This window comes from Nocardioides speluncae, assembly GCF_003121585.1.
In the GTDB taxonomy this organism is placed as follows: domain Bacteria; phylum Actinomycetota; class Actinomycetes; order Propionibacteriales; family Nocardioidaceae; genus Nocardioides; species Nocardioides speluncae.
Map to the genome: position 1 here is coordinate 1 of NZ_QEOO01000003.1, position 24,551 is coordinate 24,551.

25 protein-coding genes and 1 pseudogene are annotated in these 24,551 nt (G+C 69.5%); 8 read left to right on the forward strand and 18 right to left on the reverse strand.

All coding sequences use genetic code 11. The features are described from left to right. Positions 1-186 (forward strand): annotated as a pseudogene (locus DDV73_RS28165) (IS982 family transposase); the annotation flags it as partial. A gap of 25 nt (positions 187-211) precedes the next feature. On the opposite strand, the gene DDV73_RS01785 reads toward DDV73_RS28165, so the two are convergent. From DDV73_RS01785 to kdd, 6 genes are all read right to left on the reverse strand, one after another. Continuing rightward, positions 212-970, reverse strand: a complete 759-nt coding sequence (locus tag DDV73_RS01785; protein ID WP_109505546.1) for a polyprenol monophosphomannose synthase — start codon at positions 968-970, stop codon at positions 212-214. A gap of 17 nt (positions 971-987) precedes the next feature. Beyond that, on the reverse strand, positions 988-2,535 hold the full coding sequence (gene lnt, locus DDV73_RS01790) for an apolipoprotein N-acyltransferase (RefSeq protein WP_240617049.1): 1,548 nt from the start codon (positions 2,533-2,535) through the stop codon (positions 988-990). Positions 2,536-3,007: 472 nt separating this feature from the next. Then, the gene (gene kal, locus DDV73_RS01795; protein WP_109505547.1) at positions 3,008-3,403 is read right to left on the reverse strand and encodes a 3-aminobutyryl-CoA ammonia lyase; all 396 of its coding nucleotides are present in this window, start codon (positions 3,401-3,403) and stop codon (positions 3,008-3,010) included. Continuing rightward, complete coding sequence (gene kamE, locus DDV73_RS01800) at positions 3,400-4,152, reverse strand: lysine 5,6-aminomutase subunit beta (protein WP_240617050.1); 753 nt, start codon at positions 4,150-4,152, stop codon at positions 3,400-3,402. The genes kal and kamE overlap by 4 nt, the downstream gene beginning before the upstream one ends. Next, a complete protein-coding gene (kamD, locus tag DDV73_RS01805; protein WP_109505548.1) occupies positions 4,149-5,720 on the reverse strand; it encodes a lysine 5,6-aminomutase subunit alpha in 1,572 nt (523 codons plus the stop codon). Before kamD ends, kamE begins: the two co-directional genes overlap by 4 nt. Next, complete coding sequence (gene kdd / locus DDV73_RS01810; protein WP_109505549.1) at positions 5,720-6,772, reverse strand: L-erythro-3,5-diaminohexanoate dehydrogenase; 1,053 nt, start codon at positions 6,770-6,772, stop codon at positions 5,720-5,722. The genes kamD and kdd overlap by 1 nt, the downstream gene beginning before the upstream one ends. Positions 6,773-6,937: 165 nt before the next feature. On the opposite strand from kdd, the gene DDV73_RS01815 reads away from it, so the two are divergent. The 3 genes from DDV73_RS01815 to DDV73_RS01825 all read left to right on the forward strand — a co-directional run bounded on the left by DDV73_RS01815 (position 6,938) and on the right by DDV73_RS01825 (position 10,105). Beyond that, complete coding sequence (locus DDV73_RS01815; protein WP_109505550.1) at positions 6,938-8,392, forward strand: KamA family radical SAM protein; 1,455 nt, start codon at positions 6,938-6,940, stop codon at positions 8,390-8,392. Positions 8,393-8,475: 83 nt separating this feature from the next. Next, positions 8,476-8,949, forward strand: a complete 474-nt coding sequence (locus tag DDV73_RS01820) for a VOC family protein (RefSeq protein ID WP_109505617.1) — start codon at positions 8,476-8,478, stop codon at positions 8,947-8,949. Positions 8,950-9,142: 193 nt separating this feature from the next. Continuing rightward, positions 9,143-10,105, forward strand: coding sequence for a type IV toxin-antitoxin system AbiEi family antitoxin domain-containing protein (locus tag DDV73_RS01825; RefSeq protein WP_161962261.1), 963 nt, complete (start codon positions 9,143-9,145; stop codon positions 10,103-10,105). 96 nt (positions 10,106-10,201) lie between these two features. On the opposite strand, the gene DDV73_RS01830 is transcribed toward DDV73_RS01825, so the two are convergent. Then, complete coding sequence (locus DDV73_RS01830; RefSeq protein WP_109505552.1) at positions 10,202-10,639, reverse strand: Lrp/AsnC family transcriptional regulator; 438 nt, start codon at positions 10,637-10,639, stop codon at positions 10,202-10,204. A 40-nt stretch (positions 10,640-10,679) separates the two neighbouring features. Between DDV73_RS01830 and DDV73_RS01835 the strand changes: the two genes are divergently transcribed. From DDV73_RS01835 to DDV73_RS01850, 4 genes are read left to right on the forward strand one after another with little or no spacing between them, the layout of a single operon-like run. Continuing rightward, positions 10,680-11,615 carry a 5'-3' exonuclease gene (locus DDV73_RS01835; protein ID WP_338066370.1) on the forward strand — a complete coding sequence of 312 codons (936 nt, stop codon included), beginning with the start codon at positions 10,680-10,682 and terminating at the stop codon, positions 11,613-11,615. Beyond that, positions 11,612-12,229, forward strand: a complete 618-nt coding sequence (locus DDV73_RS01840) for a hypothetical protein (protein WP_109505554.1) — start codon at positions 11,612-11,614, stop codon at positions 12,227-12,229. Before DDV73_RS01835 ends, DDV73_RS01840 begins: the two co-directional genes overlap by 4 nt. An 18-nt stretch (positions 12,230-12,247) precedes the next feature. Next, entirely contained in the window at positions 12,248-13,222 is a 975-nt protein-coding gene (locus DDV73_RS01845; protein WP_109505555.1) for a zinc-binding dehydrogenase, read from the forward strand. A 10-nt stretch (positions 13,223-13,232) separates the two neighbouring features. After that, entirely contained in the window at positions 13,233-13,481 is a 249-nt protein-coding gene (locus DDV73_RS01850) for a hypothetical protein (protein ID WP_109505556.1), read from the forward strand. Here the strand turns inward: DDV73_RS01850 and DDV73_RS01855 are convergent. The 11 genes from DDV73_RS01855 to pafA all read right to left on the reverse strand — a co-directional run bounded on the left by DDV73_RS01855 (position 13,474) and on the right by pafA (position 24,527). Beyond that, entirely contained in the window at positions 13,474-13,764 is a 291-nt protein-coding gene (locus DDV73_RS01855) for a hypothetical protein (protein WP_109505557.1), read from the reverse strand. The two genes, DDV73_RS01850 and DDV73_RS01855, sit on opposite strands and share 8 nt — an antisense overlap. Positions 13,765-13,769: 5 nt before the next feature. After that, entirely contained in the window at positions 13,770-16,568 is a 2,799-nt protein-coding gene (locus DDV73_RS01860; protein WP_109505558.1) for a DEAD/DEAH box helicase, read from the reverse strand. Continuing rightward, positions 16,565-17,446, reverse strand: coding sequence for a diacylglycerol kinase (locus tag DDV73_RS01865; protein WP_109505559.1), 882 nt, complete (start codon positions 17,444-17,446; stop codon positions 16,565-16,567). Before DDV73_RS01865 ends, DDV73_RS01860 begins: the two co-directional genes overlap by 4 nt. A gap of 27 nt (positions 17,447-17,473) precedes the next feature. Continuing rightward, positions 17,474-18,520: an ABC transporter substrate-binding protein gene (locus DDV73_RS01870; protein WP_109505560.1), complete on the reverse strand. Its 1,047-nt coding sequence runs from the start codon at positions 18,518-18,520 to the stop codon at positions 17,474-17,476. After that, positions 18,517-18,936 carry a hypothetical protein gene (locus tag DDV73_RS01875; protein ID WP_109505561.1) on the reverse strand — a complete coding sequence of 140 codons (420 nt, stop codon included), beginning with the start codon at positions 18,934-18,936 and terminating at the stop codon, positions 18,517-18,519. The genes DDV73_RS01870 and DDV73_RS01875 overlap by 4 nt, the downstream gene beginning before the upstream one ends. Next, positions 18,933-19,769 (reverse strand): twin-arginine translocase subunit TatC, encoded by an 837-nt coding sequence (tatC, locus tag DDV73_RS01880; protein ID WP_109505562.1) that lies wholly within the window; start codon positions 19,767-19,769, stop codon positions 18,933-18,935. The genes DDV73_RS01875 and tatC overlap by 4 nt, the downstream gene beginning before the upstream one ends. 20 nt (positions 19,770-19,789) lie before the next feature. Continuing rightward, the gene (tatA, locus tag DDV73_RS01885; RefSeq protein WP_240617051.1) at positions 19,790-20,065 is read right to left on the reverse strand and encodes a twin-arginine translocase TatA/TatE family subunit; all 276 of its coding nucleotides are present in this window, start codon (positions 20,063-20,065) and stop codon (positions 19,790-19,792) included. 46 nt (positions 20,066-20,111) lie between these two features. Next, the gene (locus tag DDV73_RS01890; RefSeq protein WP_109505564.1) at positions 20,112-21,095 is read right to left on the reverse strand and encodes a helix-turn-helix transcriptional regulator; all 984 of its coding nucleotides are present in this window, start codon (positions 21,093-21,095) and stop codon (positions 20,112-20,114) included. Between the two features lie 10 nt (positions 21,096-21,105). Then, entirely contained in the window at positions 21,106-22,074 is a 969-nt protein-coding gene (locus DDV73_RS01895) for a helix-turn-helix transcriptional regulator (protein ID WP_109505565.1), read from the reverse strand. A gap of 21 nt (positions 22,075-22,095) precedes the next feature. Continuing rightward, positions 22,096-23,073, reverse strand: a complete 978-nt coding sequence (locus DDV73_RS01900; RefSeq protein ID WP_109505566.1) for an FKBP-type peptidyl-prolyl cis-trans isomerase — start codon at positions 23,071-23,073, stop codon at positions 22,096-22,098. Between the two features lie 92 nt (positions 23,074-23,165). Then, positions 23,166-24,527 (reverse strand): Pup--protein ligase, encoded by a 1,362-nt coding sequence (gene pafA, locus DDV73_RS01905; protein WP_109505567.1) that lies wholly within the window; start codon positions 24,525-24,527, stop codon positions 23,166-23,168. Positions 24,528-24,551 lie beyond the last annotated feature (24 nt).

Below are 24,551 nucleotides of genomic sequence, written 5' to 3' on the forward strand. Positions count from 1 at the left end.
CAGATCATCGAGTCGGTCAACGCGACCCTGAAGACCCAGCTCGGCATCGAACGCCATCGCGGCAAGACCATCGACGGCGTCTGCACCCGCATCGCTCAACGAGTACTCGCCCTGACCGCCGCAATCTGGCACAACGACCGACTCGGACTCACCACCCGACGCTCACTGACCGCCTACGACCACTGAGCCCTTGGAATTTCTCATCTAGCGGCTAGGCGCGCCGCCTGCTGAACGCGCGGCGGATCTGCTTGCGGCGCTCGCGCAGACCCCAGCGGGTGATCTTCTTCAGCGACTCGCTTGCCACCGAGCCGCTCATCTTCGAGTCGCCCCGCTCCCGCTCGATGAACTCGATCGGCACCTCGGTGACCTTCAGCTCGGCCTGAAGCGTGCGCCAGGCCAGGTCGGTCTGGAAGACATAGCCGGCCGACTGCACCGAGTTCAGGTCGATCTTCTCCAGCGTGGTCCGCCGGAACAGCCTGTACCCCGCGGTCGCGTCACGGACCTTCACGCCCAGCAGCAGCCGGACGTACAGATTGCCGCCGCGCGAGAGCGCCTCCCGCGACTTGGGCCAGTTCACCACCGAGCCGCCCGGAACCCAGCGGGAGCCGATCACCAGGTCGGCACCGGGCAGCGCCGTGAGCAGCCGCTGGAGCTGCTCGGGCTGGTGCGATCCGTCGGCGTCCATCTCGCCGATCACGTCGTAGCCGGCGTCGAGCGCCTCCCGGAAGCCATGGAGGTACGCCGCACCCAGGCCTGCCTTCTCGGTCCGGTGCACGACCCGCACCTGCGGATCGGCCGCGGCCAGCTGGTCGGCAAGGGCGCCGGTGCCGTCGGGTGAGTTGTCGTCGACGATCATCACGTCGACGCCGGGCTGGGCGGCGCGCAGCCGACCGACGATCCACTCGATGTTCAGCGCCTCGTTGAAGGTGGGGACCACCATCACGACGCGACCGAGACCCTCGATGCTCATGGCGGGGACTTTCTGTGTCAGACCGGTAGGGGCGCGTCCTTCTCCACGGGAGGCTCCTCGATGGGCTCCGGTGAGGACTGCTTTCTACGACGATACGGGACGATCGCACACAGGATTGCACCCACGGAGACGGCTACTGCGGCGTACCCGCTCCACGGTCCGATCCTGACGCCGAGCGTTAAGTGATCGTTCAGGACGACGTCATCGACCAGCACCCGCTGGGTCCGGATGTCGGCGCGGGCCAGGACCTCTCCGTCGGGCGCGATGATGCCGGACACGCCGTTGGTGGCGGCGACGACGACGTACTTTCCGGTCTCGATGGCCCGCAGTCGGCTGATCGCGAACTGCTGCTCGATCTGGTCGGTGTGGATGAACATGGCGTTGCTGGTCTGGACGACGAGGAGCTCGGCACCCTCCCGCATCTGGTCGGCGATCCCGTCGTCGTACGCCACGTCGAAGCAGATCGCGTCGGCGACCTTCGCGCCGGCGATCAGGAGCGGCTCGGTGCGGGTGCCGCTGGCCATGTCGCGCGGGATCAGCGCCAGCTTGCCGAAGTTCTCCTTGAAGACCCGGTCGCGCCACGGGATGTACTCGCCGAACGGCACCGGGTGCCGCTTGGTGTAGCGGTCCCCTCCCCCGGTACCGGGATTCCAGACGATGCCCTGGTTCATGACCTGGTCGGGGTCGGGCGCGTCCACGATGCCGCCGACCACGATCGGCACATCGATGGCGGCGGACGCGTCGAGGATCCCCTGGTTCACGCCGGGGTCGCCGAACGGGTCGACCGCGGTCGAGTTCTCCGGCCAGAGCACGAAGTCGGGCTTCTTCTCCTCACCGCGGGCGACCCGCTCGGCGAGGTCGACGGTCGCCGACACATGGTTGGCGGTGACCTCGCGGTGCACCGACAAGATGTCGTCTCCGGAGCCCGGGACGTTGCCCTGGACCGCGGCCACGGTGAGCCGTCGGCCGTCGTCGGGTGGCTGGTACGGCGCGGCGGCGGGGGCGATCGAGAGCAGTGCGGCGCCGGCGACCAGGCCGACACCGGCCAGCCTCCCGGTGCGGGCGTGCAGGACCGCCCAGGCCCCGGCCGTGCCGAGGAGCGCGATCAGCAGGCTGACGCCGTTGACGCCCAGCCACGGCAGCCCGGCCGCCCACGGGGTGTCGACGACGGCGAAGCTGAGCCGGCCCCAGGGGAACCCGCCGAACGGCCACGACCCGCGCAGCACCTCGACCGCGACCCACAGGCAGGCGCACCAGAACGGCCAGCCCTTCAGTCGCTGGACCACGGTCAGCGCTGGGCCGAGCGCCACGAACCAGACGGTCTGGGCGGCCGCCAGAGCGATCCACGCATCCGGGCCGACGGCGCGCATCCAGGAGATCAGCGTGAACATGAACCCGACCCCGAACGCGAGGCCGGGCAGCCATGCACGGCGGACCGGGATGTCGCGCTGGACGAGCACGAACGCCGCGACCGCTATCGGCATCAGGAGCACCAGGCGGAGCGGCTCGAAGGCGAGGGCCAGCGCGGCCCCGGCCACCAGCGCTACACACGTCCGGACGGCCACACGCCCAGCCTACAAAGCAACGCGGCCGTGCCCTCCAACGCACTGCGCCCGTCCCGACTGCAGTGCGTTGGGGTGCACGGCCTTAGGTGTCCCCTGCAGGCTCGGAAGAGGCCCGCACGCTTCGGACCAACCCGAAGCCGGCTGGCTGCCGACGGCGGGAAGTTGTCTACGGCGCTGGGGCCCCTTCCGCATTCACCCTCGCGCGCGAGACCGGCCTCCGGGAACCGTGTCGAGCGGGCCGTGGTACCCGACCCGACGACACGGCCACCTGGAGGGCGGTCCGCTGCCACGATCTGCACGGGCGAACCCCTGCACCGTTGCAATTGGGGAGTGCCACTGTCAACTCCGCTCTGACCTGCGAAAACGCCTAAAACCGCAGGTCAGAAAGGGGGCCTTTCCAATCAAAAGGTGCGGGAAAATTTCAAAGTTTCCCGGCGTGTCGCCGCTGACACGCCGACTCGGTGTGCATTTCCTATCGGGAAGGCGGAACGACGACCGTCCCGGTGGCCGTCGTCGCCACGATCGGCTCGGCCAGGAAGCTGGCCGCACCCGGTGCCGCGGAGGTCGCGGCACCGCGCGCCACGACGTACACGACGAAGTCGATGACCCGCGACCGCGTGCCGACCTTGACCAGCTCGGCGGTGATCTCCAGGACGTCTCCGGCGCGGACCGGGGCCTTGAACTGCACGTCGGAGTACGACGCGAAGAGGCCCTCGTCGCCGTCGGTGACGATCGACATCTCGGTGGCCACGTCGCCGAACAGGCCGAGCGAGTAGGCGCCGTCGACCAGGTTGCCGGCGTAGTGCGCGTGCGAGTACGGAACGTAGCGGCGGTGGGTGATCTTCAAGCCGGGTACGGCGTTGGTCATGAGGCCCTCTTCTCGACGAGTCGGTGGACAAGGAAGCTGGCGACCTCGCCCGGCGTGGTCCCCCGGGAGAAGACACGGTCGACGCCGAGCTCCTCGGACATGGTCTCGTCGAAGCGCGGTCCGCCGACAATCAGCAGTGGCCTCTTGGCAGCCGGGTAGGACTCGCGGAACGCCGCCGACATCTCGCGGGTGTTGAGGATGTGGGCGTCCCGCTGGGTGACGACCTGCGACACCAGGACGGCGTCCGCCTTCTCCTGGCGGGCCCTCTCAACCAGCTGCGGCACCGAGACCTGGGCGCCGAGGTTGACCACCTTCAGCTCGCGGTAGTACTCAAGGCCCTTCTCCCCCGCGAACCCCTTGATGTTCATGATCGCGTCGATGCCGACGGTGTGCGCGTCGGTGCCGATGCAGGCGCCGACCACGGTCAGCCGCCGGCGCAGGCCCTTACGGATCGCGAGGTTGGCCTCCTTCGGCGACAGCAGCGGGTAGTCGCGCTCGACGACCTCGACCTTGCTGGTGTCGACCAGGTGGTTGACCCGGCCGTAGACCACGAAGAACGTGAAGTCGGGCCCCATCGGCTTGGCGTGTACGACGAGCGCCGGGTCCATGCCCATCTTGTTCGCGAGCTGCGCTGCCGCGCCCTCGGCGACCTTGCTGTGCGGCATCGGCAGCGTGAAGCTGAGCTGCACCATCCCGTCGCCGGTGGTGTCGCCGTACGGCCGGATGATGTGGTTCTGCTCCTCGCTCACGACTCCACCTCCAGGATCTCGCTGGCCGGGTTGTAGTAGGTCTCCGACTTCTTGGCCACGCCGTCAAGGCCGCGGCCGGCGTTGGCCGGCCGCTTCATCAGGCCGAAGGTGCCGTCGGCGATCGCGTCCAGCAGGCCGTTCTCGTGGTCGACGATCCGGTCGAGCAGGTCGATCGACTCCCCCAGCACCTGGCGGGCCCGGTTGGCGATGAACCCGTCCGGCTCCGGGCGGAAGTCCTCGTGCAGCTTGCCGGCGGAGTCCATGACGTAGCGGACGTTCTGCAGCGCGAGGTCGCGGTCCGACAGCCACGGCGTCACCACAGCCTCAGTCATCATGCCGACCAGCAGGATGCCCTGGCCGGTCAGCGCGCCGACCAGGTTGAAGAAGCCGTCGAGCAGGTAGCCGCGGAACACGTCGCCGGTCATGTGCCGGGTCGGCGGCATCCACTTCAGCGGTGCGTCCGGGAACAGGTCGCGGGCCAGCATCGCGTGCGCGAGCTCGAGCCGGAACGAGTCCGGGACCGCCGGGTCGATCTCGAAGGCGTGGCCCAGGCCGAGCTGCCAGTCCTCGAGGCCCGCCTCCTTGGCGAAGTACTCGTTGAGCAGCTGGCTGGTGGTGACGGTGTGGGCGGCCTCGACGGCGTCGGCGGTGGTGAGGTAGTTGTCCTCACCGGTGTTGATGATGATGCCGGCGCGGGCGTGGATCTGCCGGGACAGGCGCTGGTCGACGAAGGTGCGGATCGGGTTGATGTCGCGGAAGAGGATCCCGTACATCGAGTCGTTCAGCATCATGTCCAGCCGCTCCATGCCGGCCAGGGCCGCGATCTCCGGCATGCACAGCCCGGAGGCGTAGTTGGTCAGCCGGACGTAGCGGCCGAGCTCCTTGCTGGACTCGTCCAGCGCGGCCCGCATCAGCCGGAAGTTCTCCTGGGTGGCGTAGGTGCCGGCGAAGCCCTCGCGGGTCGCACCCTCGGGCACGTAGTCGAGCAGGCTCTGCCCGGTGGAGCGGATCACCGCGATGATGTCGGCGCCCTCGCGCGCGGCCTGCTGGGCCTGCGGGATGTCCTCGTAGATGTCGCCGGTCGCGACAATCAGGTAGATCCACGGCTTGCGGGGAGCGTCGCCGTGCTTCTTGATCAGCTTGTCGCGCTCGGCGCGGCGGACGTCGATGCGGCGTACGCCGGCGGCCACCTGCTTGCGGGACGCGGCCTTGGCGCGGGTGGCCTCCTTGCCCTCCGGAAGCCGGAACCGGACACTGCCGGCACTCGCCTTCTGGGCCAGCGTGGGCAGGTCGTCGGCCTCGCCGCGGACCAGCGCGTCCCAGACGGGAAGGGCGACGCCGTGCTCCAGGCCGAGGTCGGCGCGCACGCAGTCGAGGAGCCGGTTCACCCAGGGAATGCCGTCCGCATCCGCGCCTTCGAGGCCCGCCAGTCGCAGGGTGGCGCGCTCGACGGCGACGGTGGTGTGCTGCTGCGCGAGCTCGACGATGGGCTTGCCGACCTTCTCGGCGAGGCTGCGCGCCTGACGGACGGTGGCCGGGTCGAGCTGAAGCTTGCCGGGCTGTGTCATCAGCGGGCCGCCTCGTGTGCCAGCCGGTCGGTGAAGAGCTTGCGAACGCCGTCGGTGCTGCGCAGCAGCTCCATCGCGTACGCCGCGTGGCCGGGGACGTAGCCATTGCCGACCAGCATCGTGACGTCGGCCGCGAGGCCCTCGGCGCCCAGCGCCGCGGCGGCGAACGAGGTCGCCATCGAGAAGAAGATGACGGTGCCGCGGTCGGCGGTGCTCAGCACCGCGCCGCCCTCGCAGCCCGGGACGTCGACACAGACCACGGTCACGTCGGCCGGGCCGCCGGCGCTGGTCACCGCGTCGCGGAGCGCGAGCGGGTCGCGGGCGTCGGCGATCACGACCTGATCGGCAATGTCCGCGCCCTTGAGGGTCGCGGCCTCGGCCTCGTGCGGCACCACGCCGATGGTGGTCCTCGCGCCGGCGGCCTTGGCGGCCGCCAGGCTGAGCGAGCCCGACTTGCCGGCACCGCCGATGACGGCGACCACGGGTGCGTCGTACTGCTCGACGATGCGGCGGGTGAGCGCCGGCGCGCCGCAGACGTCCATGACCGCGAGGCTCAGGTCGGCCGGCAGGTCGTCGGGGATGACGGCGGCGATCGAGCGACCGAACAGGACGGCGTACCCGTCGGCGGGCACCTGCTCGCTGCGCCCGTCCCACCGTGCGAGGCCGTCCTCGATCACCAGCGGCGTCAGGCTGAGCGAGACCAGGGTGGCGATCCGGTCGCCAACCTTCAGGCCGAGATTTGACTCCGGGCCGACCTCCTCGACGGTCCCGACGAGCATGCCTCCGGATCCGGTTTCCGGGTTCTGCATCTTGCCGCGGCTGGCTACGATCGCCAGCACCTCGGAGCGGATCGCATCCCCGTCGCCGGAGTGCTTGCGCTCCAGCTGGCGGAATGACGCCGCATCGAGGTTGAGCTTCTCGACCCGGACCCGCACCTCGTCGGGCCACAGGTCGCGCCGGGCGTCCAGACGCTCGGCCGCCTGAGGCAGCACGGGGCGCTCGTCGAGAACCCGGTGCAGACCGGTCGGGTCTCCTTGCGCTGCGTTGACCACCGCGTGTCCTCCCAGAAATTTATCGTCGTACAGAAGATCTTACGGCTGAGTATTAGACGTGCCGTACATTCTCCTAATACTCTGTCAGATATAAGGCGCGTCACACAACACACGCGTCCCCGATGCGCGCCGTACATCCGGCGCGACGAACCAGTGGGAGTGCCGATGAGCATCGAGACCTCGATCGGTCTGGAGACCGGTCAGCCGTACCCTTACCGCCGCGTCGAGCTGGTCGAGCCCGACTGGACTCGGTTCCCCGGCTGGAAGGACGTCACGACCGCCGACTGGGAGTCGGTCCAGTGGCAGCGTGCTCACTGCATCAAGAACGTCCGGCAGCTCCGCGAGCTGCTCGGCGATCTGGTCGACGAGCGGTTCTACGCCGACCTCGAGCGCGACCAGGCCGAGCGGGCCACGATGTCGATGCTGGTGCCGCCGCAGATGATGAACACGATGGTGCCGGACGTGGCGCCCGCTGGTCCCGGCTCGCTGACCGAGGCGTTTTACGCCGACCCGATCCGCAACTACATGCTGCCGGTCTTCTCCGACCGGCGTACCGACTGGCCGTCGCACCCGCACGCCACTCGGGACTCGCTGCACGAGCACGACATGTGGGTGGCCGAGGGGCTGACCCACCGCTACCCCACCAAGGTGCTCGCCGAGCTGCTGCCGACCTGTCCGCAGTATTGCGGTCACTGCACCCGGATGGACCTGGTCGGCAACTCGACCCCGGTGATCGACAAGCTCAAGTTCGCCGGCAAGCCGGCCGACCGGCACGAGTCGATGCTCGACTACCTGCGGCGCACGCCGGGGGTGCGCGATGTCGTGGTGTCCGGTGGTGACGTCGCCAACATGCCGTGGGCGCGGCTCGAGGCCTTCCTGATGTCGCTGCTGGAGGTCGAGAACATCCGCGACATCCGGCTCGCGACCAAGGCGCTGATGGGCCTCCCCCAGCACTGGCTTCAGAACGACGTCGTCGAGGGCATGGGCCGAGTCGCGTCGCTGGCCAACGAGCGCGGCGTCTCGATCGCGATCCACACCCACGTCAACCACGCGGCCTCGGTGACGCCGCTGGTGGCGAAGGCGACTCGCGCCATGCTCGACACCGGGATCCGCGACGTACGCAACCAGGGCGTGCTGCTCAACGGCGTGAACGCCGACCCGCACGCGCTGCTGGACCTGTGCTTCCGGCTCCTCGACGGCGCCCGGATCATGCCCTACTACTTCTACATGTGCGACATGATCCCGTACTCGGAGCACTGGCGGGTCTCGGTCGCCGACGCGCAGCGGCTGCAGCACCACATCATGGGCTACCTGCCGGGCTTCGCGACGCCGCGCATCGTGTGCGACGTACCGTTCGTCGGCAAGCGCTGGGTGCACCAGCTCGCGTCGTACGACGTTGAGCGCGGGATCTCGCACTGGACGAAGAACTACCGCACCTCCATCGAGGCCTCGGACGCCGACGCGCTGAGCCGGACCTACCAGTACTACGACCCGATCCACACGCTGCCCGAGGCCGGCCAGCAGTGGTGGACCGAGCACGGCTCGCTCGACGAGTCGGCGCTGAAGGCCGCGGAGATGGCCGAGGCGTCGCGGCGTACGGCGGCGCTTCAGGCGTTCTGATGGTTTCTTTCTCAACCGATGAGTTGAGGACGTGTGGTGGGTCTGTCTCTTCGACGGACCCACTACTTCATTTGGAGGACATCATGTCCAGCATCGTTCCCAACCTCTGGTTCGACACCGAGGCCGAGGAGGCCGCTCGGTTCTACGTCTCCGCTCTCGGCGGCAAGATCCACAACGTCACCCACTACGGCCCCGGCATGCCGCGGGAGTCCGGCGTGATGACCGTCGAGTTCGAAGTCCGCGGGCAGGAGCTCACAGGCATCAACGGCGGCCCGGAGTTCAAGTTCACCGAGGCGGTGTCGCTGGAGGTGCAGTGTGAGGACCAGGACGATCTGAACCAGGTCTGGGACGCCCTGGTCGACGGCGGCGAGCCCGGCCCCTGCGGCTGGCTGAAAGACCGGTACGGCCTCTCCTGGCAAGTCACCCCCAAGAGCCTGGCCGACATGACCCGCCGCGGCGACAACGAAGCCTTCGCTCGCGCCATGGCCGTCGTCCTCACCACCAACAACCAGCCCTTCGACATCGCCGCCATCGAGGCGGCGTACGCCGGGGCGTAGGTGGTGGGATCCCCGGTCGACCGGGGATCCCTGACGTTGTGGGTCGTTGCAACGGCCCACAACGTCAGGAAGAGGCCAACAGGTCGCGTGCCCGAGGCCCACTAACTGTCCACAGAATCGACAGTGCCCGATCTATCCACAGGCAGACGCCGGGCGCCGGCCCGATCGGGCTGAATCGATGACCCTTGCTCGCATGGATTCTCTACTACGCGGCATCTGCGAGTCCGAAGGAGTCTTCCTTCGACGAGAGGCCGAGAGCTTCGGCTACCACGACCGCGAGATGGCTCGTCTCGTTCGAAGCGGTGTGTGGCATCGCGTGCGCCGCGGTGCTTACACCTTCCGCGACTCGTGGGACCAGCTAAATCCGCATGGTCAGCACCTGCTCCTAGCGAGAGCCGTGCTGCGTACTGCGAACACACCCGTCTGCCTGTCTCATGCCAGCAGTGCGATCGCTCTCGGCGCGGATATCTGGGACATCCCACTCGACGAGGTGCACCTGACCCGACACGACGGCAAGTGCGGGCGTCGCGAGGCCGGGGTTCGGCAGCATCGTGGCGTGGTCCTGCCCGAGGACCTCAAGGTCTCGGGCGCCGTTCCTCATATGTCGGCCACCCGGACTGCCCTTGAGGTGACGACCATCGCCGATGTCGAGCACAGCCTGGTTGTCGTGAACTCGCTGTTGCATCGAAAGCTCACGACGCAGGAGGCGCTCGCTGAGCGCTACCAGCTCATGCAGTTCTGGCCTGCGACTTTGGCAACCGACCTCGTCCTCCGGTTGTGCGACGACCGCATCGAGTCCCCGGGTGAGTCGCGGTCTGCGTATCTCTTCTTCCGTGGCGGGATACCGCGCCCCAAACCTCAGTACGACGTCTTCGACGAGCTAGGCGAGTTTGTCGGGAGGGTTGACTTCGCGTGGCCTGATCTCGGGGCCTTCATCGAGTTCGACGGCAAGGCCAAGTACACAAAGTTCGTCCGCGAGGGTGAAACACCGGGTGATGTCGTACTCCGGGAACGACAGCGCGAGGTGCGCATCTGTGAGGTCACCGGCTGGCGATGCCTTCGTCTGACCTGGGCGGACCTTGCGCGGCCCGCAATCACCGCAGCACGAATCCGAGCGTTCCTCGGCCTGGACGGGCGCGTTCGCCCGGGCACCTAACCCAGGGTTGATGGGCACTTCCTGACGTTGTGGGGCGTTGCAACGGCCGACAACGTCAGGTATCCCCGGCTGGCCGGGGATTCCTCCACCCCTCCCCTACGTCACCGGCCGGTTCTCGTACGGGGTGGAGAGGACGATGGTGGTGCGGGTGGAGACGTTGGCGGCGGCGCGGATGCGGGCGAGGAGGTCTTCGAGGTCGCTGGGGGTGGCGACTCGGATCTTCAGGATGTAGGACTCCTCGCCGGCGACCGACCAGCAGGACTCGATCTCGACGATCTCGCGGAGCCGCTGGGGCGAGTCGTCGGGCTCGGACGGGTCGATCGGGCGGATCGAGATGAAGGCGGTGAGCGGACGACCGATCTGTTCATGGTCGATAGTCGCGCCGTACCCCTTGATCAGGCCGCGGGACTCCAGGCGCTTGACGCGCTGGTGAACGGCCGATGTCGAGAGACCAGTGGACTTCCCGAGGTCGGTGTAGGACATCCGGCCGTCGGCAGCCAGCAGCGTGAGGATCTTGCGGTCAGTCTCTTCCACGCGGGACAGAGTAGCGCCGCGTCATGCAAGGATGCGGGACGTGACCAACCCGCAATCTTCGCGTCTGATGCTGCTCGACACAGCGAGTCTCTACTTCCGCGCGTTCTTTGGCGTTCCGGACACGATGCGCGCACCCGACGGCACGCAGGTCAATGCGGTGCGCGGACTGATGGATTTCATCGCACGCCTGGTCGGCGAGTACCGGCCGACCCACCTCGCGTGCTGCTGGGACAACGACTGGCGGCCGCAGTGGCGGGTCGACCTGATCCCGTCGTACAAGTCCCATCGCGTCGAGTACGTCGTGCCCGGGCCGACGCCGGACCGCGAGGTGGTGCCGGATCCGCTGGAGACGCAGATCCCGATCATCGTCGACGTGCTGCAGGCATTCGGGCTGGCGATCGTCGGCGCCGACGAGCACGAGGCGGACGACGTGCTCGGCACGCTGGCCACCGACGCCGGGATGCCCACCGACGTGGTGACCGGCGACCGCGACCTGTTCCAGCTGGTCGACGACGACGCCGAGGTGCGGGTCCTCTACATCGCCCGCGGGGTCGGGCGGCACGAGCGGGTCACCAACGCGGTCATCCGGGAGAAGTACGACGTCGACGCCAGCCAGTACGTCGACTTCTCGGCCATGCGCGGCGACACCTCCGACGGGCTGCCGGGCGTGAAGGGGGTCGGCGAGAAGACCGCCGCTACCCTCCTGCACCGGTTCGGCGACATCCCCGGGATCGTCGCCGCGGCCGAGGACCCCGACTCCGAGATGGGCCCCGGCCCGCGCGGCAAGATCAAGGCGGCCTCCGGCTACCTCGCGGTCGCCCCGAAGGTCGTGGGAGTGGTCCGCGACCTCGACCTCGGCAAGCCCGACCTGACCCTCCCCCGCACCCCCAAGGACCCTGAAGGGCTCCTCGAACTCGACAAGCGCTGGGACCTCGGCAGCTCCGCGGTCCGGCTGGTCGAGGCACTCCAGGGATGACCAATGCCGGGGCGCTTGACGTCTCCTACCGTCCGACCCCGAGGATCTGGTTGAGGCTGGTCGGCACAGCGTGGAACGTCGGCCTAGCGCTGCTTTGCTGCTGGATCGGGGTCTGGGCAGTCAGCCGAGACGGCCGTGGCCTGGTCGACCTCGTGCTCGGTCCCGTCCTGGCCGTCGTCGGGGTGGTCTTCGTCGTCGTCTCGCTACGGCACCTGATCCGCGGCGTCCGCTGGGCCAGGAGGCACCACCGGATTCTGGCCATGGACGCGCGGGAGATCCGCATCATCGCCGCCTCCTCCACGCTGAGATGGGACGACTGCGCTGCCGTCGTGGTGAGCCGCGGCCCGTGGCCGCGAGCGGCTCGGCGCGGCATCTGCGTCGTACAGTTCGTCGCAGCCAGCCCGGACGTGGTCGTGGGCAGTCCGGACACCAGGCACGCCGGAGGGCTGGCCGCGATCCTCGGCATCTCGGCTGCGGATGCGCGGACGACCTGTGTGATGACCAAGGCGATGACCCACAGTGTCGGCGATGTGGTCGCCTTCGCCCGGGCCGCGAATCCCGGCCTGCAGATCGTGTCAGCAGCCGACATCGGGCTTGACCTCAAGGGAACTTGAGCTTGCAGGCTGGTCGGCATGAGAGCGATCAGACTGCATGAGTTCGGCCCGCCGGAGAACCTCGTCCTCGACGAGCTCCCGGACCTCCACCCCGCGGCGGGCGAGGTGCGGATCGCGGTGTCTGCCAGCGGCGTACACCTCATCGACACCTCGCTGCGCCGAGGTGAGACCGGTGGCCCGATGCCGGCGCAGCCCGAGCTGCCGACGATCCCGGGCCGCGAGGTGGCGGGCGTCGTGGACGAGCTCGGCGACGGCGTCGACCCGGCGCTGCTCGGACGGCGGATGGTCGCCCACCTCGGCCTGGTCCCCGGTGGGTACGCCGAGCAGGCGGTCACCGCGGTCGGCAACCTGATCCCGATCCCTGATGGCGTTGCCGAGGACGAGGCGGTCGCACTGGTCGGCACCGGCCGCACCGCGGCGGCGATCCTCGAGGAGGCGGCGATCACGGCCACCGACGTGGTGCTGATCCCGGCCGCTGCGGGCGGGATCGGCTGGCTGGCAGTCCAGGCCGCCAAGAACGCCGGTGCGACGGTCATCGCGGCGGCGCGCGGTGAAGAGAAGCTCGCCCGGCTCCAAGAGCTCGGTGCCGATCAGGTGGTCGACTACAGCCAGCCCGGCTGGGCCGAACAGGTCGGGCGCAAGGCAACCGTTCTGCTTGACGGTGTGGGCGGTGACATCGGCCGGGCCGCGATGAAGCAGCTGGCGCCGGGCGGTCGGATGGTGATGTTCGGCTACTCCGCCGGCGCGCCCACCGAGCTCACCACGGCGGACATCGTCGAGGGCGGGCTGACCGTCTCCTGGAGCCTCGGGCCGAAGATGTTCGCCCGGCCTGGCGGGATCCGCGGTGTTGCCGAGGAGGCGGTGGCACGCGGCGGTCGCGGCGAGTGGCGTCCGCTTACCACGACGTACCCGCTCGCCGACGCCGCCCGCGCCCACCGTGACCTCGAGACTCGCCGTACCGTTGGAAAGGTGGTGCTTCTCGCCGGCGCGTAGCATCGAACCCATGAGGATCGCCGCCACGTTCGTGGCCACCGGGCTGCTGCTCGCGGTCGGCTCGAGCACGCCGACGGTTGCCGGCCCGGTCGACATCGACCGCGATGACGAGATCATCGGGCCGACCGTCGAGCAGCTCGACCCGCGAGTCGAGGCGTGCATCCTGCCGGTGGTCTACCGCGGTGGTCCGTTGGAGCCCTGCGCGTTCGCTGATGACCGGTTTACCCAGCCCGAGATCGTGCCGTTGCGTCCTAGGTGAGCCGCTCGGCGTGCAGCTTGGCGGCGCCGGCCTCCCACTCGTCCAGAGCGACCGTGAGCATAGAGACGGTCTCGTCGAGGTCGATCGGGTCGCGGATGTAGGCCTCGCCGGCGGCATGAGGCAGCGTGACCCGCCAGTGCCCGGCCCGGCGGCCGGCAGGGAGCTCCAGGTGGACGACGACGTCGGTCGAGCCGTCGTCGTACCGGATCAGGTCGATGTCGTGCACGCGGTAGAACGAGGAGCCCTGGTCGAGTGCGCGCGCCAGCTCAAGGGTCGTGACCATCGGGCTCACTCGTTCAGCGAGGAGTAGGCGACCACGCCACGGCGCAGCCGGTGCGACGTGTCTCGGGCGGTCGCACGCAGCGTGCGGTCGTCGCCGGCGGCGTCGGCGACCTGGTCGGCGAGGTCGAGCAGCTGCTTCATCCAGCGCACGAAGTCACCGGCGGCCAGGTCGGTTGCCCCGAGTACGTCGTCGAGCGCGTCGCCCTCCGCCCAGCGGTACGCCGCCCACGCGAAGCCGAGGTCGGGCTCGCGGAGGAAGTCGAGGTGATGGTCCCGCTCCAGCGTGTCGAGCTGGCCCCAGAGCCGCACCATCTCCCCCGCCACGTCGCGCACCCGGGTGCCGGGCAACCGCGGCGACGAGGCGTCGTCGGGCCGGCGGGCCTCGAAGACCAGCACCGACAACACCGCGGCCAGCTCACTCGGAGTCAGCCCGTCCCACAGCCCGTGCCGAAGCGACTCGGCGGCGACCAGGTCCATGTCGGTGTAGATCCGCATCAGATGCCGGCCACGGTCGGTGACAGTGTCGCCGTCGAGGTAGTCGAGTGCGGTGAGTACGTCGCAGACCCGGTCGAACTGGCGGGCGATGGTGTTGGTGCGCGACTCGATCCGGCGCTGCAGGGTCTGCGTATCGCGGTTCAGCTTGAACCACCGCTCGCCCCAGCGCGCGTGGTCCTCACGGTCGGGGCAGCCATGGCACGGGTGCGCCTTCAGCGCGGACCGGAGCCGGGCGATCTCCTTCTCGGGGCCGGTCGGCGCGGTCGCGTCACGGCCGGAACGGCCCTTCTGCGGCGGCACCATCAGCCCGTGGGTCTTGTCGCGCAGCGCGGAGGCCAGGTCGCGGCGCATCTGCGGGTTGCGGCCGTTGAAGGTCTTCGGCACCCGCATCCGGGTAAGCGCGGTGACCGGCGTCGGGAAGTCAATGATCGCCAGCCGCCGGGCCTGTCGGTCGGCGGTCAGCACGTAGGGCCGGGGCTCGTCGCTGCGTGGCCCGGGGTCGACGACGACTGCCAAACCACTGAACTTGCCGCCGGGTACGTCGATCACGTCGCCCGTCTTGAGCCTGGCCAGCGACTCCATCACCTCAACCCGGCGATCGAGCCGGCGCGCCTTGGCAGAGCCCTTCTCGGCATCGGAGATCTTGCGGCGGAGCGCGGCGTACTCCATGAAGTCGCCGAGGTGGCAGGTCGCGGCCTCTGCGTACCCGGCCAGCGCGTCCTCGGCCTTGCGCAGCTGGCGGGCCAGCCCGACCACGGCCTTGTCGGCCTGGAACTGCGCGAACGACGACTCCAGCAGCTCGCGGGCGCGCTCCCGGCCGAACTGGTGCACCAGGTTGACGGCCATGTTGTACGACGGCCGGAACGACGAGCGGAGCGGGTAGGTGCGGGTGGAGGCGAGGCCGGCGACCTCACGCGGGTTGAAGCCGGGCTGCCACATCACGACGCCGTGGCCCTCGACATCGAGCCCGCGGCGACCGGCTCGGCCGGTGAGCTGGGTGTACTCCCCCGGCGTGATGTCGGCGTGAGTCTCGCCGTTCCACTTGCTGAGCTTCTCGATCACGACGGTGCGGGCCGGCATGTTGATGCCGAGCGCGAGCGTCTCGGTCGCGAAGACCACCTTGCACAGCCCGCGCAGGTACAGCTCCTCCACGCACTCCTTGAACGTCGGCAGCATCCCGGCGTGGTGCGCGGCGACGCCGCGGGTGAGGCCGTCGAGGAACTCGTGGTAGCCGAGGACGTGCAGGTCGTCCTCGGGCAGGTGCCGGCACCGCTCCTCGACGAAGGCGAAGATCTCGTCGCGCTCGTCGGGGGTGGTGAGCCGGAGGTTGGCGTTCAGGCACTGGGTGACCGCGGCGTCGCAGCCGACCCGGCTGAAGATGAACACGATCGCCGGCAGCAGGCCCTCGCGGTCGAGCCGGTCGATCACGTCGGGGCGGGTCGGGATCCAGACCCGGCGGCCGTTGCCGACCTGACGGTGCTTGCTGGTGCCCTTCCGGTTGCGGTCGCGCGGCGAGCGCCGGTCGCGCATCCGCGAGCTGGCCCAGTCGTCGCGGGCGATCTTCATCAGCTCGGGGTTGACCGCCGCGCCCTCGCGGACGAAACCGGCGGCCGCGTCGACCTCGGAGGTCGAGAACAGGTCGTGCAGGTTGCGGCCGACCATGACGTGCTGGAACAGGGGTACCGGCCGCTTCTCCTCCACGATCGTGGTGGTCTCACCGCGTACCGTCTCCAGCCACTCGCCGAACTCCTCGGCGTTGGACACGGTGGCGCTCAGCGAGACCAGGGCGACCGAGTCCGGGAGGTGGATGATCACCTCTTCCCAGACCGCGCCGCGCGAGCGGTCGGCGAGATAGTGGACCTCGTCCATGACCACGAAGCCGAGCCCGGTCAGCGTCCGGGAGCCGGCGTACAGCATGTTGCGGAGCACCTCGGTGGTCATCACCACGATCGAGGCCTCGCTGTTGACCGAGTTGTCGCCGGTCAGCAGGCCGACCTTGTCGGGCCCGTAGCGGCGGACGAGATCGTTGTACTTCTGGTTCGACAGCGCCTTGATCGGGGTGGTGTAGAAGCACTTGCGGCCGGTCTCGAGCGCCAGGTGTACGGCGAACTCGCCGACGATGGTCTTGCCGGAGCCGGTCGGCGCGGCCACGAGTACGCCGCGGCCGTCCTCGAGCTCCCGGCAGGCCCGCTCCTGGTAGTCGTCGAGCTCGAAGTCGTAGTGGCCGGCGAACTCCTTGAAGACCGGGTGCTGGCGGCTGCGGGCCGCGTCGGCGTACCGCTCGGCGGGCGACCTGGTGTCCCCACTCATGCGATCACCTTCAGCGCGCCCGGCGCGCACTCGACGGTCAGCGGCAGCGCGCCGAGCCGCTCGCCGTCGGCGTACGCCACGATCCCGCTGGCGGCCACGGTCACCCGGCGGACCCGGTGGTGCTCGTACTGCGGATGGCTGGTGTGGGTGCCCTTGAAGAGCTTGGGGTAGGTGCGGATCAGGTCGAGCTTGGACATCGGCTTGATGATCACCACGTCGATCAGGCCGTCGTCGAGTACGGCGCCCTCGGTGATCCGCAGGCCGCCCCCGAAGGACGGGCCGTTGCCGACCGCGACCAGCATCGCGTCCAGCCGATGGGTGACGCCGTCCAGCTCCAGGGTGTAGGCGAGCGGCTCGAAGGTGCGCAGCTCGGCCAGCGTGGCCAGGTTGTAGCGCATCTGCCCCTTCGGCCAGGTCATCTCGTTGGCCCGCTCGTTGACGACCGCGTCGAAGCCCGCGGCCAGCACCGTGATGAAGTACGTCGCGCCCGCACGCGCCAGGTCGACGGTGCGGGTGCGGGAGGCGATCACCACGTCGGCTGCCGCGGCCGGGTCGCGCCGGGGAATGTCGAAGTAGCGGGCCACGTCGTTGCCGGTCCCGGCCGGGATCAGGCCGAGTGCGGTGTCGGTGCCAGCGACCGCCTGGGCGCCGAGGTGTGCGGCGCCGTCACCGCCGCAGACCACGAGCGCCTCGATTCCGCCGGCGACCGCCTGCTTGGCGAGCTGGTGTGCCTCGTCGGCATCGCGACCCTCGATGGTGCGGACGTCGAAGCCCGCCTCGCGTAGCCGCGGCAGTGCGATGTCGCGTGCGCGCGCCCCACGGCCCTTGCCGGCGGTGGGGTTGGTCAGAAGGGCGATCCTGCGCGCGGTGCTGGCCACCGGATGAGCCTATCCGGCGGCCCAGGCTCAGCCGGTGTGCAGGACCCGAAAGCGATCCGGAGTCTCCGGATCTCGGTCGACCACCTGGACCGGTGACCACGCCCACTGCCAGACGCCGATCCCGGGCGCGCGGGAGAACCGGATCGGCCCGCGGGTGCCCTCGACGGCGACCCGCGACCAGAACCCGGCGCCGGGCGAGCACAGCGCCTGGGCGAGGACGAGCGCCGTGTCGTAGCCCTCGAAGGCGACGAACGACGGTGCTTCGGACAGCCGGTCGCGGAGGGCTGCTTCGACTCGCGTCCAGAGCGGGCTTTGGTCCTCGGACTGGTAGCGCAGGAACGGGATCGCGGCGCCGTCGCCGCCCAGCAGCCCTACCCACTCGGCGAACTCCGGCTGCCCGGCCGGGCCACCGATCAGAACGTCGGCGAGCCGCCGGTCGCGGCGTACGGCCCGGACGATCGAGACCGTAGGCTCGGGGTGGCCGGCGAGCAGCAGGACCGCGGTCGCGCCGCTCTCGGCGAGCTCGTCGCACCCAGCCGTGGTGGTGAGCGTGCGGGCGTCGAGCGCGACGACACCTCCGCCGCGTCGCGCCAGGCGGTCGCGCAGGATGGCCGCGCCGGCCGCCCAGTAGACACTCCGCTCGGTCGCCACGGCGATCCGACGGTGGCCGGCGCCCAGGAGGAAGTCGGCGTACACCCGCCAGCCGTGCGACTGCGCCGGGGCGAGGCGGGCGACCACGTCCGTCGGCTGTTCGGTGAGTGCGTCGAGCACCGCCGACGAGCAGAGGAACGGCAGGCCGAGAGCAGCGGCCCGCGCAGCAGCGGCGCGAGCGACCACGCTGTGGTACTCCCCCGCCAACGCCGCTACGCCAAGGCGAGCCAGGTCGCCGACGGCCGCAGCGGCCCTGGCCGGGTCGGCCGCGGTGTCGCGGACCACCAGCTCGAGCGGTCGGCCGTCGATCCCGCCGGTGTCATTGACCTCGCGTACGCCGAGCTCGAGGCCGGCGAGCAGATGCCTGCCGGCCGTGACCCAGCCGGGCTGTGTCAGAGGGACGAGTGCGCCGATCCGGATCAAGGACGGCCGAACGCTCCGAGCCGAATCGCGGCGGTGAACCGCTCGGGCTTGCCGCCGACTGCCTTGGCGAGCCGGCCGAGCGCGGTCAACACCAGATCAGCGCTGAACTCGTGGCCGGGGCAGGCGAGTGTGAGCCGGCCGTCGTACTCGATCAGCAGCACCTCGCCGTTGTGCCATGCCTGGTGGGCCTGCCGCCGCCAGCCGCTGCCCGCGACCTGGCGTGGGTAGGCCTGGTCGATGGCAAGCAGGTCGCAGTCGAGCTCCTCGGCGGCCGTCGGGCTGGTCAGCCGGCCGTGGATGTGGTGACCGAACCGCTCGCCGGAGTCGGCGTACCAGGTGACGTCCGACTCCCCGACCCAGGACGGGAGGTCGAACGGGTCGGCATCCGCGATCGCCGGGCCCCCGTCCCCGCTCATAGCTCCGACATCTCGTCGTCGTCGAGGTCGGCGAGCGCGTGCCGGCCGCGACGGCGGTCCACGAACCGGCAGATCACCTCGGAGACGAAGAACAGCGCCATCATCGGGATCGCCAGGAAGAGCATGGTGAACGGGTCCGCGGACGGGGTGGCCACCGCGGCGAACACGAAGACGACGATCGTGATCCAGGGCCGGTACTGACCGAGGGACCGGCCTGAGACGACTCCCGCGGCGTTCAGCAGGATCACGAAGACCGGGATCTCGAACGCGATGCCGAACACCAGCAGCGTCCGCGACAGGAAGGTGAGGTACTCGGAGAAGTCGACCAGGTTGGTGAGCCCGCCGGGGGTGAAGCCGATCAGCACCTCCAGGCCCTTGGGGAGCGTGAGGTAGCCGACGGCGGCGCCGAGCAGGAACAGCGGACCCGCGATGGCGGCGAAGATGCGAGTCCACTTGCGCTCGTTGGCGTGCAGCCCGGGGAGGATGAACGCCCAGATCTGGTAGAGCCACAGCGGGCTGGTGACCACCACCGCGGCCAGCCCGCACAGCTTGAGGTGCAGCATCAGCGGACCGCCGGCGCCGCTGACGGTCGGCGTGGTCTCGATGTTGTCGGGAAGCCGCGCGGCCGCCTGCTCGTAGGGCCGCATCATCAGCTCGAAGATCTGGTCGAAGAAGAACAGCGCGACCACGATCCCGACGACCAGGATGACGGCGACCTTCAGCAGCCGAGCGCGGAGTTCCCGCAGGTGGTCCGACAGCGCCATTCGCCCGTCGTCGCCGACGGGATGGTGCGGCCGGCCGCGAAAGAGGTCAACGACCCCGACGATGGACACGACCCGTGTGTGAGCTGTGGTCAGCTAGTGGTGCCGTCGCGGTGCTCGCGAGTGATCGGGTCGGCCTCGGCCTCGGTGCGGCTCTGGCGGGACTCGATCTCGCGCTGCTCCGGGGTCTTCATGTCGTCATCGTCGTCGTCGATCAGACCCTTGGTCTCGGTCTTGAAGATCCGCAGCGCACGCCCGCTGCCTCGGGCCAGCTCGGGGAGCTTCTTGGCGCCGAAGATCAGGACCACGATGAACAGCAGCACGAGCCACTCAGCGCCCTGCGGCATTCCGATAAGCGGGTAGATCATGGCTTCCTCACGTGGGGTAGGTGCACTGGGACCATCGTACGCCGCGTCACTCGTAGAGCCGCAGCGCGTCCCGGGCGGCGGCTCTGGACGACTCGGTGAACTCTTCGGGCTCGATGACGGTGGCGTACGGCGCCAGTCGCAGGATCAGCCGCTGCAGCCAGCGCGGATCCCCGACGTACATCTCGACCTCGAGCCTGCCGTCGCCCACCTCGCGGGTGGACACGACCGGGTAGTACTCGGCGACCCAGCGGGCGGCGGTCTCCAGCAGCAGCCGTGCCCGGAGGTCGTCCTCGGACGGCTGGAAGATGCCTGCGGACAGGTCGCGCGGACCCTCGCTCGCGTGCTCGGACACGGGGAGGTCGAGTGGCTCGGCGCCGACGATCCGGTTCAGCCGGAACAGCCGGTAGTCGTCGGCGAGGTGACACCAGGCATCGAGGTAGGTGCCGCCCTGGGCGGACACGATCCGCAGCGGGTCAACCGCACGCTCGGTGTTCTCGTCACGGGCCGGCACGTAGTAGGTCAGGTGGACCTGCCGGCCCGCCTCGATCGCCTTGGTCAGCAGCGCCCGCAGCCCGTCGAGCTCGCGCTCCCGCCGGTCGACGGTGACGTCGACCTGCTGAGCTGCGCGGGCGCCGTCCTCGGCGGCGCCCTCCAGCTTGCGGATGGTGCGGTCGACGACGTCGGCGGTGGCGGCGTCGGCGCCGTCGCGGAGGGTACGCAGCGCGACGATCAGAGCGGAGGCCTCGGTGGGCGTGAGTCGGAGCGGCCGGGCGAGGTAGTCGGCGTTGGAGACCCGGACCACGCCCTGCTCTTCGAGCGCGTCGTAGTCGACGTCGATCAGGTCGTCAGGGAAGCCGCCGGGCAGACCGCACAGGAAGAGTACGCCGAGGTCTCGGCGCAGCTGGGCGGGCGTGACGCCCAGCGCGGCCGCCGCTTCGTCGACCCGCACCTCGCCGCGCTGGTGCAGCCACGGCACCAGCGTCAGCAGCCGGGCGACCTGCTCCTTGGCTCCGCTCGCGGCCGAGCTCATCGGGACCTACTCATCGTGCCCCCGCCGCATGGGTGAGCCGGTCGACGATCACCTTGCGCAGCTCGTCCGGCGCCTCGACGTACACGTTCGCGGCGTACCCCATCAACTCGTCGGCGAGGATGTCCGTGCCGGCGAACGGCACCGAGAGCCGGTCCCAGGCGGACGCGTCGTCGGGTCCGTCCACCCGCTCGCCGCTCGTGGCGCGGCGACGCAGCCCGTAGCAGGTGCCGGCCCGGGCGAGCAGGGTCGCGGTCTCCTGGTTGCGCGGTGCCGGCGCCAGCCGTCGGGTGACCTCGCGGAGGTCGGCGTTCTCCGGGATCGTGTATGAGCCGGGCGGACCTGACTTGCGGGCGGTTCCGCGGACCCGGGACAGCCGGAACACCCGGTCGTCGTCACGGTCGACGTCGCGGCCGACGACGTACCACCGCCCGGAGTAGCGGACCACTCCCCACGGCTCGAGCCGACGGGTCGCCACCTCCGCCGAGCCGCCGCGCTGGTAGTCGAAGGTGACCGGGATCCGCTCCTGCGCCGCTTCCCAGAACACGTCGAACGACGGCTCCTCCGCGGTCAGCTGGGGCTCCACGATGTCGAGCGCGGACTCGTCGACGGTGACGCCCGCGGCGGTCAGCTTCTTGAGCGCGTCCGAGGTGGCGTCGGCCAGCCGGGCGTGCTGCCAGACCCGGGTCGCCAAGCCGACCACGGCCGCCTCGTCGGCGGCCAGGTCGATCTCCGGCAGCGCGAAGTCGTCGGGGCGCACGCGGTAGCCGGGCTCCTCGAAGAAGGCGTCCAGGCTGCCGACCTCGATGGGTACGCCGAGCGCGCGCAGCTCGTCCTTGTCGCGCTCGAACATCTTCTCGAACGCGTCGTCGCTCGCCTCGGCGTAGAGGATCTCGCGGATCCGCTCCTTCGGGACGTAGTGGCGCTGCACGAGGAGCATGATCAGCAGGTTGAGCAGTCGCTCACTCTTGCGGACCGACATGACTTCCTCGCCGTACGCCGATCAGGCTGCGCCGAGGATGTCCACGACGAAGACGAGGTCGGCCTTCTTGCCGATGGTCGGCGGCTGGCCCGCTTCGCCGTACGCGTCCTTCCACGGGATCACCAAGATCACCCGGCTGCCGATGGTCTGGCCGGTGAGACCGTCGACCCAGCCCTTGATGACGCCACCCGGGAACTTCAGCGGGAACGCCGCCGGTTCCTTGCTGTACGACTCGTCGAAGGGCTTCTTTCCGCCGAACGTCACACCGAGATAGTCCGCGGTGATCTCCTGGCCAGCCGTGACCGGCTTGCCGGTGCCCTTGATCACCGGGATCACGCGAGTCTTGTCGCCAGGACGCGCGGCCGCGCTGAAGTCGAAGCCGGTGGGGACGTCCTTCTTCCAGATGATCTTCGGCGCGTCGGACGGCTGCGGAACCGCCTTGCCGGCCGGCTCCTTCAGCGGCGGGTCGACCTCGGAGATCAGGTCCACGATGAACACAACCTGGTCCTGGTTGCCGATGCCGAGCTGCGGGTTGCCGGCGTCACCGAAGGCGTCCTTCGGCGGTGCGGCCACGGCGACGCGGGAGCCGATCTTGTGGCCCTCGATCGCGGCCTTGATGCCCTTGGCCAGCTCCTCGCCCACGGTCAGCTTCTGAGGAGTCTTCTCCCCGTAGGTGCTGTAGGCCTCTTCCTCGGTGAACCCGTTGCCGATCCAGAGGTGGGCCATCACGATGTCGCCGTCCTTGACCTCGGCGCCCTCGCCCTCGACCAGCGTCTTCGACTCCAGCTTGTCGACGCCGATCTCGCCGCCCCACTTGACGGTGAGCTCCTTGCCGACGTCACCGCCGATCGTCAGCGAGTCCAGGCCCTTGCCGCTGGTGGCAGTGGAGCCGTCCTCGTCGCCGCAGGCGGCGAGTCCGGAGGCGAGCAGGGCGACGACGCCGACAGCGGCGATACGGCGGGCGAGCGACTGGCTCTTGAGCCGGGACGACCGGGACACGTTTCCACCTTCATAAGACTGATCCACGACATGGGTTTGCACCACAGCGCGGCTACCCTACCCGGCGTACCTGAGTACGCCGAAGGGGACGCTCACATGCCGTCGATCAGCCTCTGGACGCGCTCGTCCTGAGCGCGGAACGGGTCCTTGCACAGCACGGTGCGCTGGGCCTGGTCGTTGAGCTTGAGGTGCACCCAGTCGACGGTGAAGTCGCGGCGCCGCTCCTGGGCGCGCTTGATGAACTCCCCGCGCAGCCGGGCGCGGGTGGTCTGCGGCGGCAGTGACTTGGCCTCGAAGATCTTCAGGTCGGTGGCGACCCGGGCGACCGCGCCGCGCTTCTCCAGCAGGTAGTAGAGGCCGCGGTTGCGGTGGATGTCGTGGTAGGCGAGGTCGAGCTGGGCGATCCGCGGGTGGCCGAGCGGGAGGCCGTGCTTTGCGCGGTAGCGCTCGATGAGCTTCCACTTGATCACCCAGTCGATCTCGCGGTCGACCAGACTGAGGTCGCCGGAGTCGACCGCCTTCAGCCCGCGCTCCCACAGGTCGAGGGTGCGCTCGATGGTGGGGGTGTGCAGGTCGCGCCGGTCGACGAAGTCGCGGGCCTTGGTGAGGTACTCCTCCTGGATGTCCAGGGCGCTGGCCTCGCGGCCGTTGGCCAGCCGCACCTTCCGCCGACCGGTGAGGTCGTGGGAGATCTCGCGGATCGCGCGGATCGGGTTCTCCATCGTGAGGTCGCGCATCACCACCCCCTCCTCGATCATCCGCAGCACCAGGTCGCAGCTGGCCACCTTGAGCATCGTGGTGGTCTCGCTCATGTTGGAGTCGCCGACGATGACGTGCAGCCGGCGGTACTTCTCGGCGTCGGCGTGTGGCTCGTCGCGGGTGTTGATGATCGGCCGGCTTCGGGTGGTGGCGCTCGAGACGCCCTCCCAGATGTGCTCGGCGCGCTGGCTCACCGCGAACGACGCACCTCGCGGTGTCTGGGTGATCTTGCCGGCACCGACGATGATCTGCCGGGTCACCAGGAACGGGATCAGGATGTCGGCAAGCCGGCTGAACTCGCCCTGTCGGCCGACCAGGTAGTTCTCGTGGCAACCATAGGAGTTGCCGGCGGAGTCGGTGTTGTTCTTGAACAGGTAGATGTCGCCGGAGATGCCCTCGTCGTGGAGCCGCTGCTCGGCGTCCAGCAGCAGCCCTTCGAGGACCCGCTCCCCCGCCTTGTCGTGGGTGACCAACTCGACGATGTCGTCGCACTCGGGAGTGGCGTACTCCGGGTGGCTGCCGACGTCGAGGTAGAGCCGGGCGCCGTTGCGGAGGAAGACGTTGCTGCTGCGCCCCCAGGACACGACCTTCCGGAACAGGTAGCGCGCCACCTCGTCCGGGCTCAACCGACGCTGTCCGCGGAACGTGCACGTCACGCCGTACTCGTTCTCGATTCCGAAGATCCGCCGGTCCATGCCCCAACCCTACGGGCGCAACGG